General features: G+C 57.9%; 17 protein-coding genes. 11 read left to right on the top strand and 6 right to left on the bottom strand.

The genetic code is table 11. The features are described from left to right. The first annotated feature begins 121 nt into the window (after nt 1-121). The 10 genes from M0D68_RS03155 (at nt 122) to M0D68_RS03110 (ending at nt 10,714) form a co-directional block, all read left to right on the top strand. Complete coding sequence (locus tag M0D68_RS03155) at nt 122-1,036, top strand: LysR family transcriptional regulator (protein ID WP_266223747.1); 915 nt, start codon at nt 122-124, stop codon at nt 1,034-1,036. Between the two features lie 131 nt (nt 1,037-1,167). Next, complete coding sequence (locus M0D68_RS03150) at nt 1,168-2,088, top strand: intradiol ring-cleavage dioxygenase (RefSeq protein WP_266223746.1); 921 nt, start codon at nt 1,168-1,170, stop codon at nt 2,086-2,088. Nucleotides 2,089-2,154: 66 nt separating this feature from the next. Further along, a complete protein-coding gene (locus M0D68_RS03145; protein WP_200652990.1) occupies nt 2,155-3,033 on the top strand; it encodes a sugar phosphate isomerase/epimerase in 879 nt (292 codons plus the stop codon). A gap of 41 nt (nt 3,034-3,074) precedes the next feature. Next, the gene (gene iolG, locus M0D68_RS03140) at nt 3,075-4,067 is read left to right on the top strand and encodes an inositol 2-dehydrogenase (protein WP_201123422.1); all 993 of its coding nucleotides are present in this window, start codon (nt 3,075-3,077) and stop codon (nt 4,065-4,067) included. Between the two features lie 24 nt (nt 4,068-4,091). Beyond that, entirely contained in the window at nt 4,092-5,180 is a 1,089-nt protein-coding gene (locus M0D68_RS03135; RefSeq protein ID WP_093634128.1) for a Gfo/Idh/MocA family protein, read from the top strand. Between the two features lie 96 nt (nt 5,181-5,276). Further along, complete coding sequence (chvE, locus tag M0D68_RS03130; protein WP_301711704.1) at nt 5,277-6,347, top strand: multiple monosaccharide ABC transporter substrate-binding protein; 1,071 nt, start codon at nt 5,277-5,279, stop codon at nt 6,345-6,347. A gap of 91 nt (nt 6,348-6,438) precedes the next feature. Next, nucleotides 6,439-7,977, top strand: coding sequence for a multiple monosaccharide ABC transporter ATP-binding protein (gene mmsA / locus M0D68_RS03125; RefSeq protein ID WP_266223745.1), 1,539 nt, complete (start codon nt 6,439-6,441; stop codon nt 7,975-7,977). Beyond that, complete coding sequence (gene mmsB / locus M0D68_RS03120) at nt 7,955-9,178, top strand: multiple monosaccharide ABC transporter permease (protein WP_266223962.1); 1,224 nt, start codon at nt 7,955-7,957, stop codon at nt 9,176-9,178. The genes mmsA and mmsB overlap by 23 nt, the downstream gene beginning before the upstream one ends. Before the next feature lie 139 nt (nt 9,179-9,317). Then, a complete protein-coding gene (locus M0D68_RS03115; RefSeq protein ID WP_266223744.1) occupies nt 9,318-9,614 on the top strand; it encodes a Dabb family protein in 297 nt (98 codons plus the stop codon). A 38-nt stretch (nt 9,615-9,652) separates the two neighbouring features. Beyond that, nucleotides 9,653-10,714, top strand: a complete 1,062-nt coding sequence (locus tag M0D68_RS03110) for a maleylacetate reductase (protein WP_054033903.1) — start codon at nt 9,653-9,655, stop codon at nt 10,712-10,714. Nucleotides 10,715-10,848: 134 nt separating this feature from the next. Here M0D68_RS03110 and M0D68_RS03105 read toward each other — a convergent pair whose 3' ends face one another. Continuing rightward, nucleotides 10,849-11,625 (bottom strand): SDR family NAD(P)-dependent oxidoreductase, encoded by a 777-nt coding sequence (locus tag M0D68_RS03105; protein WP_200620993.1) that lies wholly within the window; start codon nt 11,623-11,625, stop codon nt 10,849-10,851. Between the two features lie 216 nt (nt 11,626-11,841). Here M0D68_RS03105 and M0D68_RS03100 point away from each other — a divergent pair, with 216 nt between their 5' ends. Continuing rightward, nucleotides 11,842-12,426 carry a TetR/AcrR family transcriptional regulator gene (locus tag M0D68_RS03100; RefSeq protein WP_200620992.1) on the top strand — a complete coding sequence of 195 codons (585 nt, stop codon included), beginning with the start codon at nt 11,842-11,844 and terminating at the stop codon, nt 12,424-12,426. A 35-nt stretch (nt 12,427-12,461) separates the two neighbouring features. On the opposite strand, the gene M0D68_RS03095 is transcribed toward M0D68_RS03100, so the two are convergent. The 5 genes from M0D68_RS03095 to M0D68_RS03075 form a co-directional block, all read right to left on the bottom strand. Then, nucleotides 12,462-13,391, bottom strand: a complete 930-nt coding sequence (locus M0D68_RS03095; protein WP_200620991.1) for a LysR substrate-binding domain-containing protein — start codon at nt 13,389-13,391, stop codon at nt 12,462-12,464. Nucleotides 13,392-13,482: 91 nt separating this feature from the next. After that, complete coding sequence (locus M0D68_RS03090) at nt 13,483-14,289, bottom strand: transporter substrate-binding domain-containing protein (protein ID WP_211707743.1); 807 nt, start codon at nt 14,287-14,289, stop codon at nt 13,483-13,485. 143 nt (nt 14,290-14,432) lie between these two features. Beyond that, nucleotides 14,433-16,112 carry a histidine ammonia-lyase gene (gene hutH, locus M0D68_RS03085; protein ID WP_266208953.1) on the bottom strand — a complete coding sequence of 560 codons (1,680 nt, stop codon included), beginning with the start codon at nt 16,110-16,112 and terminating at the stop codon, nt 14,433-14,435. Between the two features lie 190 nt (nt 16,113-16,302). Beyond that, on the bottom strand, nt 16,303-16,761 hold the full coding sequence (locus M0D68_RS03080) for a (2Fe-2S)-binding protein (RefSeq protein WP_093634426.1): 459 nt from the start codon (nt 16,759-16,761) through the stop codon (nt 16,303-16,305). Then, on the bottom strand, nt 16,668-19,064 hold the full coding sequence (locus M0D68_RS03075; protein WP_266223961.1) for a molybdopterin cofactor-binding domain-containing protein: 2,397 nt from the start codon (nt 19,062-19,064) through the stop codon (nt 16,668-16,670). Before M0D68_RS03075 ends, M0D68_RS03080 begins: the two co-directional genes overlap by 94 nt. Nucleotides 19,065-19,211: the final 147 nt, after the last annotated feature.

Genomic DNA, 19,211 nt, shown 5'->3' with positions numbered 1-19,211 from the left:
AAAAGATAGAGCTACAGCACTATCATGATGCCGACGCGACACACGAAATGACTCAGCGAAGTCGCGCGTGCTCCCGTATCCGGCTCGGATGTGGGCGAACGAGGCGTAATGGTGCAAGGGCATGGATCAGTTCAAGGAACTACAACTATTCGTCGAAGTGGCCGAGACGGGCAGCATCAGCCGTGCTGCGGAGGCTGTCGAGCTGTCAATCTCGGCAGCAAGTCGGTATTTGATTTCGTTGGAGGCGAGACTTGGCGTCCAACTGGTGCGCAGGACGACTCGCAACCTTTACCTGACTGAGGCTGGCGCTGAGTTTCACCGACGCTGCAAATCCATCCTCGCCGATCTTGGCGAAGCAGAGGCTGTCACCAAGGAAGCGGTTGTGCGTCCAAGCGGTGTCCTTCGCGTCACCGCCTCGTTATCGTTCTGCATGCTTCACATCGCGCCGATGCTTCCTGATTTCACGGCGCGCTACCCCGACATTACAGTGGACGTGGTAGCGGCTAACCGTTACTGCGACATCATCGAGAACGGCATCGACGTAGCAATTCGTACGAAAGTCCTCGAGCCAGATAGCAACATAACCATTAGAAGATTGGCGTCGACACGCCGCATATTGGCCGCATCGCCCGGCTACATCGAGGCGAACGGACGCCCTCGCTTCCCGGCGGAGCTCGCGAAGCACAGGCTGCTGAACTATCAACTCGCCGACAATCCACGCGAGCTTTCATTCACACGGGGTGGTGAGAACGTCGTTGTCAGAGTGAAGCCGTTAGTGGAATCGAATGACGGCCAGATATTGCGTATCGCCGCGCTAGACGGCATGGGCATTCTGGTGCAGCCCAAATACATCATCTACGACGACCTCAAGGCAGGCCGTCTTGTCCCGGTGCTCGACGACTGGGACCTTCCCCGCCTGACGATGAACATCGCGTTTCAGACTCGCTCTCACCTACCTGTAAAGGTGCGACTGTTCATTGACGCGCTTGTGGCGCGGTTCCACCAGAACGAATACGAACGTCATTGGACAGCGTGAGCTTGCGCTCATCGCATTCGGGGTTTCTTCCCGCCCAGCGCGAAAGACTTTCCCTTTCTAGCTCTGTTTTGCCAGTCACGACGAATATAGACTCGTCTCAAAGCTACAGAAGAGATTGATGGAGACACGCAATGCAAAGCGCAACCTCTGCAGTTCCGCCCGCATCGCCTTATTTCGATGAGGCTCGCTCGGCCGAAGTCGTCAACGCCCGTATGAGCGAAGATGCCGACGCTCGCCCGCGCCAGGTGATGTCGGTTCTGGTCAAGCATCTTCATGCTGCGGTCAAGGAAATTGAGCCGACGCATGAAGAGTGGTTCACCGCCATTCGCTTCCTGACCGAGACGGGGCAAATGTGCACGGACTGGCGGCAAGAGTACATCCTGCTCTCCGACGTCCTGGGCGTCTCGATGCTCGTTGATGCAATCAATCATCGTCGTCCGAGCGGTGCTACGCCGAACACGATTCTGGGTCCCTTCTACGTCGCCAATGCACCTGAATATCCGAACGGCGCGAACATCTGCCTGGATGGAAAGGGCGAGCCCATGGTTGTTGAAGGCCGGGTTGCCGATATCAAGGGAAACCCGATTCCTGACGCGAAGCTCGAGGTCTGGCAGACGAACGACGACGGCTTCTATGACGTGCAGCAGAAAGGCATTCAGCCTGACTCAAATCTTCGCGGCGTTTTTACGTCGGATGCTGAAGGCCGCTACTGGTTCAAGTCTGTCAAGCCGCGTCACTATCCGATTCCTTCGGACGGTCCGGTTGGCAAGCTCCTCGCCGCAATAGGCCGACATCCGAACCGAGCGGCTCATCTGCACTTCATCGTCACCGCGCCTGGCTTTGACCCGGTCATCACTCACATTTTTACGCCCGACAGTCCGTACCTCCCCGAAGACGCGGTCTTCGGCGTGAAGCGTGAGCTCATCGCTGAATTCAACAAGATTGACGACGCGGAAGCTGCTAAGCGCGTCGGGGTCTTATCACCGTTTTGGTCTGTTTCGTGGGACTTCACCCTCGCGACGTCCACGAAGCCCACGCGGGCAATCCCGTAATCGTTTGGTGCGCGGGAGCGTGCCGTCGAAAAACTGATGACATTGAGAGATACAGGAGTACTACCTATGAGTGCGAAGAAAGAACTGCTGGCTGCGTACTGGACACTCGCTGGCGACGTCTATCCGTGTGCACCGAACGAAATCAGCCCGTTCCCGCTGCGCGATCGCTGCGAAGCAGCTTCGCGTGCCGGCTGGAGCGGTATCGGCCTCATTCTCGATGACCTCGAGTACAGCATCGGGAAGTACGGCGTGTCCGGCGTCAAGAAGATTCTGGACGACACGGGCATGAAGTACTTCGAGCTCGAGATCCTCATGGACTGGTACTTCGACGGCGAGGCGCGTGCCAAGTCGGACGATTGCCGTCGCCGTTTCATCGAACTGGGTGGCGAACTGGGCATGCGCAATCTGAAAATCGGCGCGAGTCCGTTCGACAAGAATCCGGCCGACTTCCCCCGCATGACCGACGAATTCGGGAAGCTTTGCCAGGACGTGGCGATGGTTGACGCCACGGTTGCAATCGAGTTCATGCCTTTCTCTCCCATTCGAAACATCGCGGAAGCGCTGCAGGTTGCTCAAGGCGCCAACCAACCCAATGGCGGCCTGATGGTTGACCACTGGCACGTCGCACGCGGTGGTAGCCCCTATAGCGAAGTCGCCCAGATCCCCGCGCGCTTCATCAAGGGCGTGGAGATGGATGACGTCGGCGCGCAGGTCAAGGGATCGTTGTTCGACGACTCGACCTTTAATCGCCAGCTTTGTGGCGAAGGTGCAGGTGACTGCCCGGCCTTCGTCGACGCCCTTGAGCAAGCAGGTTGCACGCTGCCGTACTACGGCGTGGAGCTCATCTCTGAGGTGCACCGGAAATTTCCGCTCGACGAGATGGCAAAGCGCGCTTACGACACCACCATCGCCCAGTTCTCGGCAAAAGCCGCGACTTCTGCCTGAAGCTTTCGACCTTAACCGACAACGTATTTCTGGAGACTCACATGATTCGAATCGCCGTACTCGGCGCCGGCCGCATTGGTCGCATTCACGCCGGCAACGTCGCCGCGAGCCCGAACGCAAAGCTGGTCGTGGTGGCAGACCCTGTTGAAAGTGCGGCTAAGTCGCTGGCTAGCCGTTTGGGCTGCGAGGCCTCGACGGACGCTGCAGCAGTCCTCGAGCGCAACGACATCGACGCAGTGGTCATCGGTACGCCGACGGATACGCACATCACGTTCATGCTCGAAGCCGTCAAGCGCGGCAAGGCTGTTCTGTGCGAGAAGCCCATCGATCTCGACATGGAGAAGTCGCTAGCCGCGGCAAACGAAGTCGAGCGACTGGGCGGTCGCGTCATGCTCGCGTTCAATCGACGTTTCGACCCGACATCGCAAGCCTTCCGCAAAGCGATCGACGCAGGCGACGTCGGCGAAGTGCGCCAGGTCATCATTTCGAGCCGTGACCCGGGCATGCCTCCGCGTGACTATGTCGAACACTCGGGCGGCATCTTCCGCGACATGGTGATCCACGACCTGGACATGGCTCGCTGGCTGCTCGGCGAAGAACCGGTCGAGGTAATGGCCATGGCCAGCCGTCTCGTCGACGAGTCGCTTGAGAAGCTGACTGACTTCGATACGGTGATGGTGCAGTTGCGAACAGCTTCGGGCAAGCAATGCCACATCAACTGCTGTCGCGAAGCGGTGTACGGCTACGACCAGCGCATGGAAGTGTCGGGTTCGAAGGGAATGCTCCTGCAAGAAAACCTGCGTCCTTCGACGATTCGACGCTGGTCCAAGGACGCGACTGATGTCCGCGAGCCGCTGCTCAACTTCTTCCTGGAGCGCTACGAGGCTGCATACAAGGCCGAACTCGAAGCCTTCGTCGACGCACTGAACGCGAACTCGCCTTTGCCGACCTCCGTTCAGGATGGGCTGAAGGCGCTGCGTCTGGCGGACTGCGCGCTCGAGTCGGCGTTGTCGGGCAAAGCCGTCAAGGTGTAACGGGAAATCTGGAGGAGATAAGTCATGACGCGAAAGATCGGTCCCAACGAAACGCTCGGCGTAGCATGTCTTGGCATCACTCACCCCCATACGTCGGGGCGGGTCAAGGCAATCCAGCGTCGCACCGACGCAAAGATGCTCGGCGCGTGGGACAAAAGCCCGCTGCTCACACCGTTCGTCGACGCGCTCGGTCTCGAGGCGCGCTCGAAGGAAGACATCCTGGCGGACGAGAATGTTCATGTCGTGCTCGTCCACTCCAAGAGCGAGAAGATGGCCGATCTGACCATTGAAGCGCTCGAGGCGGGCAAGGCAGTGTTGTGCGAGAAACCTGCTGGCCGCAGTTCCGTCGACGCCAAGCGCATCGTCGAGGCTGTGGAGCGCACCGGCGGACTCGTGCAAGTCGGCTATTGCTGGCGCTTCGCACCATCGGTCGATGCCATGCAGGCGGCACTCAAGAGCGGACGCCTCGGCAAAGTCGTTCAGGTGCGCGCCCACGGCGGCTGCTCGCACGATGAGGCCGGAACGCCGCACATGACCCAGCCAGGCGATATTGGCGGCGCCGTATTCGTTATTGGATGTCACCTGGTGGATCGCATCCTTCTGCACTTCGGCTTGCCCCGCTCGGTCAACGCGCGTATCACGAAGTTTCCGAACTTCCATGGTGACGAATCGCGTGAAGACGCAGCAGGCGCGGTGCTGAACTACGAAGACAAGATTGTCACGGTCGACTTCATGTCGTGGGACGTCCTGCCGTGGACCGAGAGCTGGGACATCACCGCCTACGGAACGGAAGGCATTATGTCTTCCCGCTCGCTGCCCGCGAGTTACAAGATTTATGACGCGGGCAAGGGTGACCATCCGGAGGGCTGGACCGAGTGGCAAGAGACCAGCTTCCCGGAAATCTGGGCAACAAAAAAGACGGAGTATTCGCCCGATATCGCCGAAATCGGCAACCCGGTGTACTTCGACCGGGAGTCGAACGCGTTCTTCGACGCGTTGCGCAACGGCACGCAGTCGGTTGTGCCGGCTACGCAGGCGTACAACATTAGCCGTGTCATCGAGGCCATGTTCGCTTCGTCCAAAGAAGCGGGTGCAGAGGTCTTTATCGGTTAAGCGTTTGAATGGCTGACGTCTTCGGGCGTCGGCCTGGGATTCCGTACTTCATAAACCGGCAACACAAATACGCATTCCTAAATAGGAGACGAAGTCATGAAAATTCTGAAGAGTGTCGCGGTCATCCTGGCTGCTTCGGTAGCTTTCTCGGCCATGTCTGGCGCTGCTTTCGCCCAGGATAAGGGTGTTATTGGCATTTCGCTGCCCGACAAGACGGAATCCCGCTGGATTACCGACGGTAAAAGCATGGTCGATGCACTGAAGGCGAAAGGCTATTCGGCCGACCTGCAGTACGCAAACTACGACGTTCCGACGCAGGTGAACCAGGTCGAGAACATGCTTGCGAAGGGTGTCAAAGCACTGGTCATCGCACCGATCGACGGCAAGACCTTTTCTGACGCTCTGGCGCTCGCGCAGAAGAAAGGCATCAAGGTCATTTCATACGACCGTCTGATTAGCCAGACCAAGGATGTCGACTACTACGCAACCTTCGACAACTATGGCGTGGGCGTTCTTCAAGGGCAGAGCATCGTCAGCGCTTGGCAGAAGGCCGGCAGCAAAACCCCGTTCAACATCGAAGTGTTCGGTGGTTCATCGGACGATAACAACGCCCATATGGTCTACGCGGGCGGCATGTCAGTTATCAAACCGTACATTGACAGCGGTAAATTCGTGGTTCGGAGCAAACAGATTGCCTTCGATAAAGTCGCGACGCGCAATTGGGATGGCGCGACGGCTCAGGCCCGGATGGACAACCTGCTGAGCGCTTTCTACGGCAAGGACCACCTCGACGCGGTCTGGACGCCCAATGACGCAATCGCAGTTGGCGTTATCTCATCGCTTAAGGGCATTGGATACGGTTCGGCCCAGCAAACCATGCCCATTGTCACGGGACAGGACGCGGACATCCAGAACGTCAAGAACATTGTTCGCGGCGACCAGACCTCGACCGTGTTCAAGGACACTCGCAAGCTTGCCGGCGTGACCGCCGAAATGGTCGACAACGCGCTGAGCGGCAAGCAGGTGCCTGTCAACGACACGAAGAGCTATAACAACGGAACGAAGATCGTTCCGACTTATCTCGTGAAGCCAATCCTCGTCGACAAGGCCAATTACCAGTCGGAGTTGGTGACCAGCGGTTACTACACGCAGGCCCAAATCAAGTAAGGCATCTGAACGTCCGCGTGGCGGGGCGCCCACCAGCGCCTCGCTTCACGCAGACACGCTCGCGAGCGTGACCAATCAGAGGAATTTGACCATGGATACCATTCTGGAGATGCGCGGAATTCAGAAAAGCTTTGGCGCTGTCAAGGCTCTGAATAATGTCAATCTGAAGGTCCGTCAGGGCGAGATTCACGCCATTTGTGGAGAAAACGGCGCGGGAAAATCGACCCTGATGAAGATCCTCAGTGGCGTCTATCCGCACGGCTCTTATTCTGGCGACGTCCTTTACGACGGTCAGGAGCGGGCATTCTCCGATATTTCCGATAGCGAGGCAGTCGGAATCATCATCATCCACCAGGAGCTAGCCCTCGTACCGATGCTCTCGATTACCGAGAACATCTATCTGGGTAACGAGCAGTCGAAGCGCGGCGTCATCGATTGGCAAGTGTCGCGTGCGAAGGCAAAGGCGTTGCTGGCGAAAGTCGGCCTCTCTGACTCGCCAGATTCACCGGTCGGCACGCTTGGGATCGGCAAGCAGCAACTCATCGAGATTGCAAAGGCATTGTCTAAAGAGGTTCGCCTGTTGATTCTCGACGAGCCTACCGCAAGCCTGAATGAAAAAGACAGCGACACACTGCTTAGTCTTCTGCTCGAACTCAAGTCGCGCGGTGTGACGTCAATCATCATTTCGCACAAGCTGAATGAGATTTCACGTGTCGCGGATGGAATCACCGTGATCCGTGACGGCTCGACGGTCGATTCCCTCGACTGCAAAGCCGAGAGCGTGAGCGAAGACCGCATCATCAAGGCGATGGTCGGCCGGGAGATGTCCGACCGGTACCCGCCACGTACGCCGGACATCGGCGAAGTCATTTTTGAAGTGAGGGATTGGCGTGTCCAGCATCCCACGCAGAGGGACCGTGCCGTCATCAAAGGCGTCAATCTGGAAGCGCGCAAGGGCGAAATCGTTGGCATCGCAGGGCTGATGGGTTCTGGGCGTACGGAGCTCGCCATGAGCGTCTTCGGCGGCACCTATGGTCAGGACATCACGGGCCAGGTGCTGATGCACGGAAAGCAGGTCGACGTTTCATCGGTACAGAAGGCCATCAAGGCGGGCATCGCCTATGTGACAGAAGACCGGAAAGGCAACGGTCTGCTCCTGGACGACAACATCAAGCGAAACATCACGCTGGCGAACCTGATTGGGGTCTCCAGATTTGGCGTCGTCGACGAGCACGAGGAGATAAAGGTTGCGACCGATTTTCTAAAGAAGCTCCGGATCCGTGCTCAAGGCGTTACCCACGTCGTTGGCAACCTGTCGGGTGGCAACCAGCAGAAGGTGGTGCTGAGCAAGTGGCTGTTTTCTGAACCCGAGGTACTGATTCTCGACGAGCCCACGCGAGGTATCGATGTGGGAGCGAAGTACGAGATTTACAACATCATCAATCAGGTGGTTGCGGCAGGTAAGTGTGTGGTCATGATTTCCTCGGAAATGCCCGAACTGCTTGGTATGTGCGACCGCGTGTACGTCATGAACGAAGGCCGGTTTGTCGGCGAATTCACCGCAGAAGAAGTCTCGCAGGAAAAGATTATGCGGGCGATTATGCGAAATGGAGGCATCGAAAATGCGTAAGGCACTCTCTCCAGTGGTCGCCGAAGGCGCCGAGGTTAAGAAAAGCGAAGTTTTGGGTGTGGTGAAGCGTATTGGCAGCGAGTACGGACTGCTCATTTCGCTCGTCATCATCATGGCCTTCTTCCAGGTCTCGACGAGCGGCGTACTGATGCAACCGCTCAATCTGACCAATCTGGTGCTTCAGAACAGCTACATTGTCATCATGGCCCTTGGCATGCTGATGGTGATTGTTTCAGGCCACATCGACTTGTCTGTCGGTTCAACGGCCGGTTTGGTGGGCGCGTTGGCAGCAGTTTTGATGGTGCAGTTCGAGGTCAACTACATCTGGGCAACCATCATCTGTATCCTGGCCGGCGCGCTGATTGGCGCCTTGCAAGGCTACTGGATTGCGTTCTGGCGGATGCCTTCGTTCATCGTGACGCTGGCCGGCATGCTGGTTTTCCGTGGCATGACAAACCTCGTTCTGCAAGGCCAGTCCATCGGCCCGTTCCCTGATGCATTCGGCGCCGTGAGCTCGGGTTTTATCCCTGACCTTTTTCACGGACAGACACTTCACATCACTTCGATTGTCCTCGGCGCGTTTGTCGGTGCGCTTTTCTTCGCGATTGAGCTTCGGCATCGCGCCGGCGCGGCGAAACATGGTGTCGAGAGTGGCTCGTTCTCGATGTTCGTGGCGAAGAATCTCGTCCTGACGGCACTAATTGTGTTCTTCTGCTACCTGCTTGCATCCTATCGTGGCCTGCCTACCGTGCTCGTCATCATGGCTGTGCTGATTGGTGTGTACACGTTCATCATGAATCGCACCACGATCGGTCGACGTATCTATGCGGTTGGCGGCAATGCAAAGGCAGCGAGATTGTCGGGTGTCAGCGTTCCTGCAGTGAGCTTCCTGACCTTTGTGAACATGGGTGTCCTTGCTGCGCTGGCAGGTCTGATTTTCGCCGCACGTCTGAATAGTGGAACGCCGAAGGCCGGCACGGGATTCGAGCTCGACGTCATCGCAGCGTGTTTCATCGGCGGCGCTTCCGCCTCCGGCGGTGTCGGAAAGGTGGTCGGAGCGGTTGTGGGCGCCTTCATCATGGGCGTGATGAACAACGGCATGTCCATTATGGGCATCGGCGTGGATTATCAGCAGGTTATCAAAGGCATCGTTCTGCTCGCGGCCGTGTTCGTCGACGTGTACAACAAGAACAAAGCGTAACTACTTTCCTATGGCAGACCGGATTTAGAACTCAGCGGGGCCTGGTGCGTGGCGAGGCCCCACTGACATGCATACTTGAGTCATGAGATTGCATCTCGAACATTTGGCCTGGTAATAAGCAACACTAATGGAATCGAATATGGTCAAGCATATCGTGATGTGGAACGTTCGCGGTGAGACTCCCGAGCAAAAGAAGGAATCCGCTGTGCTCGTAAAGACTGCGTTCGAGAGTCTGAGCGGAAAGATTCCCGGACTTACCAGGCTGGAGGTCGGGCTGGATGTAAGCGCCGTGGATTATGCCTGCGATGTGGTCTTGTACACAGAGTTCGAAAGCCAGGAGTCGCTCGATGCGTATGCGTCGCATCCTGAGCATCTGCGAGTGAAGCAGATCGTGGGTGACATTCGTATCGCTCGCCACCAGGTCGACTACATCTAAGCGAGCTGTACCGTTTGACGACACAGGGAGCTAATCTCATGTATGAGTTTACCTATACCACGCAGGCGTCGAGAGTCGTATTCGGCGCTGGAAGCATGAAGCTGATTCAACAGGAAGTGGAGACGTTGGGTGCTCGCCGGGCGCTTGTTCTTTGCACGCCCGAGCAAAAGGCCCAGGCTGAAGTGGTTTCGTCGCTTCTTGGACCTGCGAGCGCAGGCGTGTTCGACGGCGCCCAGATGCATGTTCCTATCGAGAACGCTCGCCGCGCGCGCGAACACGCGAAGTCAGTCGACGCAGACTGCGCAGTGGCTATTGGCGGCGGTTCGACGATTGGACTCGGCAAGGCGATTGCGCTCGAATCTTCGTTGCCGATTATCGCAATACCTACGACGTATGCCGGGTCGGAGATGACTCCCATCTACGGCATAACTGAAAACGGCCTGAAGAAAACCGGTCGCGATGTCAAAGTCATCCCCAAGACGGTCCTGTACGACCCGGAGTTGACCATCGGGCTCCCGGTCCGTCTCTCGATTGTCAGCGGCCTCAACGCTATCGCTCATGCTGCCGAGGGGCTGTACGCACAGGACGGAAACCCCGTCATGTCGCTCATGGCGGAGGAGGGTATTCGCTCACTTGCCAACGGCCTGCGTGGCGTGAAGAAGAACAGCAAGGACAAAGCGGCGCGCAGCGAGTGCCTCTATGGTGCGTGGCTGTGCGGAATGGTGCTCGGCAATGTTGGCATGGCGCTTCATCACAAGCTGTGCCACACCTTGGGTGGAACATTTAATCTCCCTCATGCTGAGACGCACGCAATCGTTCTGCCGCATTCTCTCGCTTATAACAGTACCGTTGCGGATGAGGCGATGGGCCGAATCGCCAGGGCGTTGAACGTTGACTCAGCGCCAGATGGTCTTTACCAGCTCAACGAGGAACTTGGCGTTCCGCGAGGGCTTCGCGAGATTGGGTTGGGCGAAGCCGACCTTGATCACGCATGCAAGGTGGCATTGTCGAATCCATACTGGAATCCGCGGCCGATTGAGGAGGAGCCGCTTAGAGCACTGCTACAGCGTGCCTGGGAGGGCGCTCGTCCGTCCGTGTAGCCTTTGGAAAGGGGCGCCCAAAGGAGGTCCGCCGGAACGAGCCTTCGATCTGGCAGTAGCGAACTTGCCGGCAGCTTAGGACTGCGCGTTGCGGCCCTAAGCTGGTCGACCCGCTACCGGAAACTCGAGTGCCTTCACCCCTTGCGGAATATCGGCGCTCCCCACGGCGCACCGATCGTGCCGCCGTCGACAACGATCTCAGCCGCCGTGATTCCCGAAGCGTCATCGGACGCGAGGAACAACACGGCCTTGGCAACTTCTTCAGGTTCCGCGAGGCGAGCCATCGGAATGCCCGGTGCCAACGCTTCTTCGGTCGCGTCGAGCGTTGCGCCGGCCCGTGCGCCGCGCGTCCAGATCGGTGTGCGTGTGCCGCCGGGAATCACGGTGTTGACGCGAATGCCACGCCGCACGAGTTCGGACGCAAACACCTTCGCCATGCCGGTGACGCCCGCCTTCGTTGCGGAATAAGCGGCCGACCCGGGCGAGCCCAGTTCGCGCATCACGGAGCCGTTCAATACGATCGAGCCTCCGGCGCTCATCAACGGCAGGGCCGCTTGAACCGTGAGAAAAACACCGGTGAGATTGGTACGAAGAATCGCCTCGAATGCAGCAGCGGTCGTGCCGCCGAGCGGTGTCGGACCGGAGATGCCAGCGTTGGCGAACACGATGTCGAGCGACCCGAAGGCTGCCTGGATCTGCTTGAAGGTCGACTCGATCGCGCTTTCATCGTCGAGATTGGCCTGAATGCCAAGCGCGTTTTCGCCGAGCTCGGATACTGCCTGATCCAGTTTGGCGCGATCGCGGCCGGTGATGGCAACGCGGGCGCCTTCGGCGATCAAAAGCTTCGCTGTCGTAAAGCCAATGCCGCTATTGCCGCCAGTGACGAGCGCTGTCTTTCCAGTAAAACGCATTTCCTTCTCCTATGTATTGCGCCGCGAGATCACGTTCCAAGTCGCACGTGCTGGCGGAGCAAAAACTTCGCAAAATCTCTGTTAAGCAGCGCAGGATTGCCGCTGCATCCAAGCTGGCATGAACGTCCTCAACATCTCATTCTGTATGTTGATCATCATGCAGAAATTCAGTATTATGCTCATCATGCAGTTTGTCAAGCGTGATGAGGCGGAAAAATGGGTTATTCGCAGGCACAAAAGGCTGAGAGCAGGCAGCGGGTTCTGGAGAACGCGTCACGGCAGATTCGCGAAAACGGCATCGAGGCGCTCGGCGTCGCCGAGTGCATGCGCAGCGCGGGGCTGACGCACGGTGCGTTTTATGGCCATTTTTCGTCGCGTGATGCGTTGATCCTGGAGGCGCTCGAGCACGCGGTGAGTCAGAGCGAGAAGCGCATGGCTTCTATCGCAAGCGGTGCGGCAAAGCGTGGGGAAACGCCTCTACAGGCTATTGCCGAAGCTTTCCTCAATGAGCGTCACGTGAAGAATCCCGGCAATGGATGTGCTCTGTGTGCGCTCGCCGGGGAGGCGCGGCATGCAAATCCGGATGTCAGGGAACAGCTCACGGATTACGTGCGCAAACTGGCGTCACGAATAGCGCACGCTATATCCAGTGATAGCAAAGAGGCTGGCTTGGGTATCGTCGCGACCATCGTGGGGGCCATTACGCTTGCGCGCGCCGTTGACGACGACAAACTGGCGAAATCGATTCTCTCCGAATCGCTCGCTCTGGTTATGAGTCGCGACTCATCGCCGGTTAGCTGAGCGGTGCTGGCGTTGCCCCAGTGAGGACCGACACCTCACTCACCAAACATGGCTTTAATGTCGCGTCCCGTCTGCTCGGCTTCCTCAATTAGCCAATCGAGAAATTGCCTGGTGGCAGGGGAGTCTGCCGCCGTTCGCTTCCAGCAAATGAAGTAGGGGAACGGCATGGGTAGGGCGACCTTGAACGGCGCGATGAGTTCGTGTCGCTTGATGCTATCGATGGCAAAAAAGCCCTGTCCCAACGAAATGCCTCTTCCCCGAATTGCCGCGTCGATTGCCATGCCGGAAACGGAGTAGGTGAGTGGCGCCAGGCCTTCGGGCAGAGGCACGCCAACCGCATGCAACCAGTGTCCCCACGTCGGCGGTGACAAGTTTGCCCATCCCCATTCGACGTGAATCAGCGGGTACCGCAAGATATCCGCCGGTTGCGAGATCGGCTTCTCCGCCTGCAACAGCGAGGGTGCGAACACGGGCGCAACCTTGTCCGTAAAGACGACGTGATAGGGCGTTCCGTCACTCGGTAGTGCCCCATACGTTAGGCGGACGTCGGCACTTCGCGCGGCGATGCTGGTTTCGTGATCGACGACTTCGACATGGACCTGCACGTGAGGGCAGATGGTGTGCCACTTGTCCAATCTTGCGGCGAGCCAATGAGTCGCGACTGACGGGAACGTCATCAACGTGAGCCGGGGGCCCGTCTGCGCCTTGAGCGCCGCCTGAGCGCTATGAAAGCACTCGAACCCCCGGGAGATGTGCGAGTGGTACAACTCGCAAAGCGGGGTCGGTCGCAGGCCCGTGTTCTCCCGCTCGAAAAGCGTGACCCCGAGAAACTCCTCAAGGACGCGAATCTGCTGACTAATCGCACCGGGCGTTACGTAAAGCGCCTCGGCAGCGGCTACGACGCCCCCGTAACGAATGACGGCGTCGAATATCTGCAAGGCTCGAAGAGGAGGAAGGCGGTTCATGTCGTTGACCTGGCAAATGCCATCGTGAAGCCAGTCTAGCAAAGACTGATCTCCGCCTCGACGCGCAACGGCGTCATGCAATGCCGCACGCTTACGGCTTCACGTCGGTCTTGAACCACTTTTCCGACAAGCGCGTCACGGTACCGTCCGCGAGTGCTGCCGTGATAGCGGCGTCAAATTTTGCTTTCAGATCCGCATCCTGTTTGCGAAAGCCAAGACCTTCTCCCGGCCCCCAAACTGCGCCGCCGATGGTGGGTCCGGCGACCCGGATTCGGGCGGTGTCTTTGTTGTCGGCGATTCCAGCGTAGTAGGTGACGTCGTCGAAGGCGATGTCGACGCGTCCGTTGACCAGGTCGAGGTCACGTTCGGCCGAGGTCTTGTAGAGGCGTACGGACGTGATGTCCTTGAAGTTGTCGTTGATGAACTTGGTGTACACCGTGCCGGATTGAATGCCGATCGATTTCCCTTTCAGTTGATCGCGCAGCGGGGCGATCAAAGGGCCGTCGGTTTTCGGGTCGCCAGTCAGCTTGAGGGAAGAGGGTTTTCCTGTCGTGTTCGCCAGTCCATGCCCATCTACCGTCGCGAACGCGGCCGGCGTTGCAGCATAGGGCTTGGAGAACGCAATGGCCTGTTGACGTTCGGGTGTGATTGCAAGGGCATCCATCACAGCATCGAATTTGCCGGCCTGCAGGCCGGTAATGAGGCCGTCAAAGTCCTGTGCGACTGGCTCGCATTGCAGGTTGACTCGCTTGCACAGATTGTCGAGTAATTCCGGTTCGAATCCCGAGATTTTGCCGCTCGGCAAGGTCAGATTCCATGGCGCGTAACTGCCTTCCAGGGCGACCTTTACGGTCTTCCATTCCTTTGCTTGAGCTCCGGTTCCCGCCAGTGCCAGCATGCCGAGAAAAGTGACGAGAGAAGTCTTCAGGACTCTTGTTGAAATCGCATTCACATTACACCTCTAAAGTGTCGAAGCAAGGTTGTGCTTGGATTGGAAATACTCGGATTGCCACAGTTCGCTGCATTGCTGGCGCTACTGCTTCAGCTGTGCAATGTGCCGGCGATGTTCTCTACGATGCTCAGCAGGTCGCCCTGTTCGACGAGGCGGTGGACACCCATCATGTCCGGATAGAAGAACCGATCGCCTTCTGCTGTCGGGGCAACCTGCCGAATCCGCGCATACACCGCAGCGGTTGCGGGTGATGCGTCGGCGGGATCGAAGAAGTCCAGCGCCTGAGCGGCGGTGAGCAGCTCGATCGCCAGCACGTGCTGCAACTTCTGTGAAGTTGTGTAGGCTTTTCGCGCTGCGTGATAGGCGAAGCTCACGGGGTCTTCCTGGTTGCCGCTCGTCGGCACGCTATCGACGCTCGCGGGTTGAGCAAGGGTGCGCATCTCGCCCAGCAATCCGGCCGCCGTGTACTGAATGATCATGTAACCGCTGTTCAGCCCGGGATCCTTTGCGAGGAACGCGGGCAGTTCGCTGAGGTACGGGTTGACGAGGCGGTCTGTCCGGCGCTCCGAGATTTTCGCGAGCGTGGTCATGGCGATGCAGAGGAGATCGCACCCGATGCCGACGAACGTACCGTCGAAGTTGGCACCGGATATCGCGATACCGTCCTCGCCTTCGGGATGGATGATGGGGTTGTCGCCGGACGATCCCACTTCATCGAGAATCGAGTCGTACGCGTTCTTGATCGCCCGCTTGGATGCCCCATGTACCTGGGCAATGCCGCGAAGGCTGTAAGCGTCCTGCAGTCTGTAATCGACAAAGCGCTCGCATAGCGCACTGCCGGCCAGCAGCCGCCGCAGGTTATCGGCCGTGTTCCTCTGATCGACATGTTTCTTGACGGAGTGATACCGGGCGTCCAGTGAGCGCGTGGTGGCCTTAAGCGGCTGTAGAGACATCGATGCGGCAATGTCGGCAACCTTCGAAAGCTCGAGCGCGTTGTAAAGCGCCAACATCCCGATCGCGGTTACCGAGGTGGTGCCGTTGGTGAGCGAAAGCCCCTCCTTGCAGCGCAGCGAGTGTGGCTTCAGCCCTGCTCGCTCCAATGCTTCGGCGCCGCGCATGCGTTCACCTTGGTAGAACGCTTCTCCCTCGCCGATCAGCACGAGCGCCATATGTGCCTCGGGCGCGAGATAACCGACCGAGCCATCGCCCGGCGCGAACGGCGTGATGTCGTTGTTCAGTAGCCCGGCGATTTGCTGCAGCAATTCGAGGCTGACGCCGGAATAACCTTTGCCGAGGCTGATCAGCATCATTAGCAGCGTGGCTCGAACCACTTCACGCGGTAGCGGTTCGCCGACCGAGACAGCATGTGAGCGCACGATATTTCGCTGAAGCTGCTCGGCGTCGTCCGGGCTGATAACGCGTGTCGAATTAGCGCCGAAGCCAGACGTCACCCCATAGACGAGCCGGTTCTGGCTCAGAAACAGGTCGACCAGGCGGCGCGAATTCAACACGCGCTCGCGATACACGGAAGAAAACTTTATCTGTGCGCCATGTCGGGCTACGGCAATGAATTGCTCGATTGAAATATCGGATTCCCCGAGCTGAACGTCGGATATCTTGCTGGGTCGAGATTCGGTGTGCGCCAGACTCATTCTGAATGTCCTCTGTCGAATGCATGAAATGAAGTGGGAGGCAAAATCCGCTTCAAAGCGCGATGTTTGCCTGAGATCATTGCTGGGCAGAGTAGCGGCGACGGGGGTGACGCACAAACGATTTGATTTGAGTTCCGGGTTTAGTTTTACTAAAGCCGGATTTTTTACCTCGCTTTTTTAGTTTGCTTTTATAAGCGATGAGTTTTGTTTAATCCGAGAAAATTGTTTTTTCCGGTTTTTCCTGCCCGAGAGCCTGCGAGTCCGCGAGCGTGCGGATCAATCGCTGGGCGTGCTGCTCAGCCTTTGTTTATGGGCGCAGCGACCGGGCCGCCTGGTGAATGGCTTTGCGGATGCGGGGAAAAGTGCCGCAGCGGCATGCGATGTCCCTCATGGCCTCGTCGATATCGGAATCGGTTGGATGACGATGGCAATAAAGCAACGCTGTTGCCGCGATCAGTTGAGCGCTTTGACAGTAGCCGCACTGCACGACATCGCATTCGATCCAGGCCTTTTTCAACGCGCGAGCCTCTGTGCTGTCCAGTCCCTCGATGGTGACGACACGCGATTTGAGAATCGTGGATATCGGTATCTGGCAAGCCGGCCTGGCGGTGTTATCGAGCAGGACAGTGCAGGCGCCGCAAACGCCGATACCGCAACCGAATTTGGTACCCGTCAGTTGGTGTTCGCACCGGAGTACCCAGAGCAGGGGCGTGTCGGGGGCGGAATGCATGACGACGGTTTTCCCGTTAACACTGATTGACACCATATGTCACCTCCGCAAGGCACAGGCGGCTGCATGAGTGGAAGGCTGCGAAACCGGGTTCCCGTGAGCGCGAAAAGCGCATTCGCCAGAGCAGGCGCAATGGGCGGCGTACCGGCTTCGCCGACACCTTGAGGTTCAGTGCCGCTCTGGATCACTCGTGTGAAAATCTCAGGACAGGTCGACATATCGACGAGAGGGAAGTCAGAGAAGTACTTCTGCTGAACCTGACCTTGCACGATCGTGATCTGTTGCTGCAATGCGGCCGAGAGGCCGAAAATAATGCCGCTTTCCATCTGCTGTTCTACGAGATTTGGATTGATTGCAATGCCACAATCAATCACGCAGAACACGCGCGTGACGCGGAAACTGTCACCATGCTTCTGCACTTCCGCAACCTGCGCGACGATGCTGCCGAATGATTCGTGCATCGCTACGCCTCTCGCGGTCTTCCCGTCTCGCTTCAGTGGCGTATGCCAGCCGGAAAAATCGATGAGTTGCCGGAGTACTTCGGCATGCCGTTGATGTTCCGGCTTCTTCAGCATGTCGAGCCGGAACTGGAAGGGGTCTTTGTGAGCGGCCGTCGCCATTTCGTCGATAAAGCTTTCGACAAAAAACGCATGGTAGGAATGCCCAACCGAGCGCCAGTTACCAACCGGGATAGGTAGTGAGACCGTATTGTGCGTGACGGAAATATTTTTGCATTCGTATGGCTGATCGAACGCACCCTCCGCGGTCGTGATGTCCTTGAGAACCTCGAAGACAATCTTTGGGGAGCCGAATGCACGGGGCAGCGCTTCCACGTTGATCGACTGGCTGGCCGACTCGTTCTTCCAGGCGATCAGGTTGCCGTCGGAATCGAGCGCACCTTTGAATCGCGACACACACGCGGGGCGGTAGAAGTCGTGTGTCATATCCTGTGCGCGTGACCAGATGTTCTGCACAGGATGTCCTTTTGCATGACCAGCGATCGCAACCGCCTGCACGATATAGTCGACTTCAAGCCGTCGGCCGAAGCCGCCGCCTAACAGGTACTGATGCACCTGTACTTTGTCCTCGTTCAGATTCAGGAACTTGGCCACCGCCTTGCGGGCGGCCATTGGAATTTGTGTGGATACCCAGATCGTCGCTTCGCCATCCCTGACCTGAGCCGTGCAGTTGACGGGTTCGAGCGTCCCGTGCGCGAGATATGGCACCTTGTACTGCCTTTCTAGAGGTTTCGATTTCTTCAAAACCTCATCGACGCTACCTGTCTTGTAGAAAGACCGGGGGTGGGTGTTGTCATCGAGCGCTTTGATCAAGGTGGCGCTAATGTCTGCATCGCTTACTTTCGCCGCCGGCCCGTGGTCCCATGTGTACGACAACTGGCAGAGCGTGCGCATTGCGATGAAGGGGTTCTCTGCAATGACTGCGACTCCGCCGGTACCGCCGTTGTATGGATCGACTTTGAAAATAGCGTGCACGCCTTCTTTATTCTTCACGTTCGAAGAATCGTAGCCGGTCGCGGTGCCTCCGAGCGTCGGGCACATCGTGACGCTCGCATATAGCAGGTCGCGCGGCTGTGCATCGATTCCGAACATCGCTTTCCCATTGATCTTCGATTGTGCCTCGATGCGCTTGAATCGCTGACCAATAATGGTGAAGCTGGATTTGTCTTTGAGCGTGACATGGGTGGGGCGCGGTTCGAGCTTCGCCGCATCGACAAGTTCGCCGAACGTCACCGACTGTTCGGGACCACAAATAATGCGGCCCGAGCGTGCTTTGCATTGACTGACCGATACTTTCCACTGCTTTGCCGCCGCGCTGCATAGCATCATGCGCGCCGATGCGCCGGCTTCGCGCATCGGCTTCCAGAGATCGACGATGCTTGTCGATCCGCCTGTCACCATGGTGCCTAGCAGGCGGGCAATCAACCGCGCGAAATCTTCTTTAGTCGTCGCTTCCCAGCTGTGATCGTCAGGACGGATAGCAAGCGAGCGCGGCAGATTTTCGCGGTTTGTGTAGATCGCATCGATAGGGGAATCGACGATGCGGACTTGCGACCAGTCCGCGCCGAGTTCCTCCGCCAGCAACATCGCAGCGCCGGTGTGGATGCCCTGGCCCATTTCAGCTTTGCTCATGACGATCGTGACGTTGTTGCCGGTATCGATCATCAGCCAGCCGTTGAGCGCTGCATTGCTGCCAGGCGCATCGAGTGGAGTCTTGGGGACGAGCCTGTCGTCTGACGGAGATACTGACCATCCGATCGCGAGCACACCCAAGCCCGCCACACTGGCACCACCCAGAAGAAAGGTTCGCCGCGCCAGCATGACATCGTCCACCGTATGTTCTTACAGCGTATTGAGGTCGGCGAAGGCCGAAGCCGGGATCTTGTGTTGCTCACGATAGAGATGTGAGTTGCTTCAAACAAAACGAACGCTTTTCTTCTTCTCGAATCACCTATATTAGTCACTGGA

The organism is Paraburkholderia sp. SEWSISQ10-3 4, assembly GCF_030464785.1.
Lineage (GTDB): Bacteria > Pseudomonadota > Gammaproteobacteria > Burkholderiales > Burkholderiaceae > Paraburkholderia > Paraburkholderia aspalathi.
Note: the sequence above shows the minus strand (reverse complement) of the source record. Positions and strands in the feature narration are given on the sequence as shown.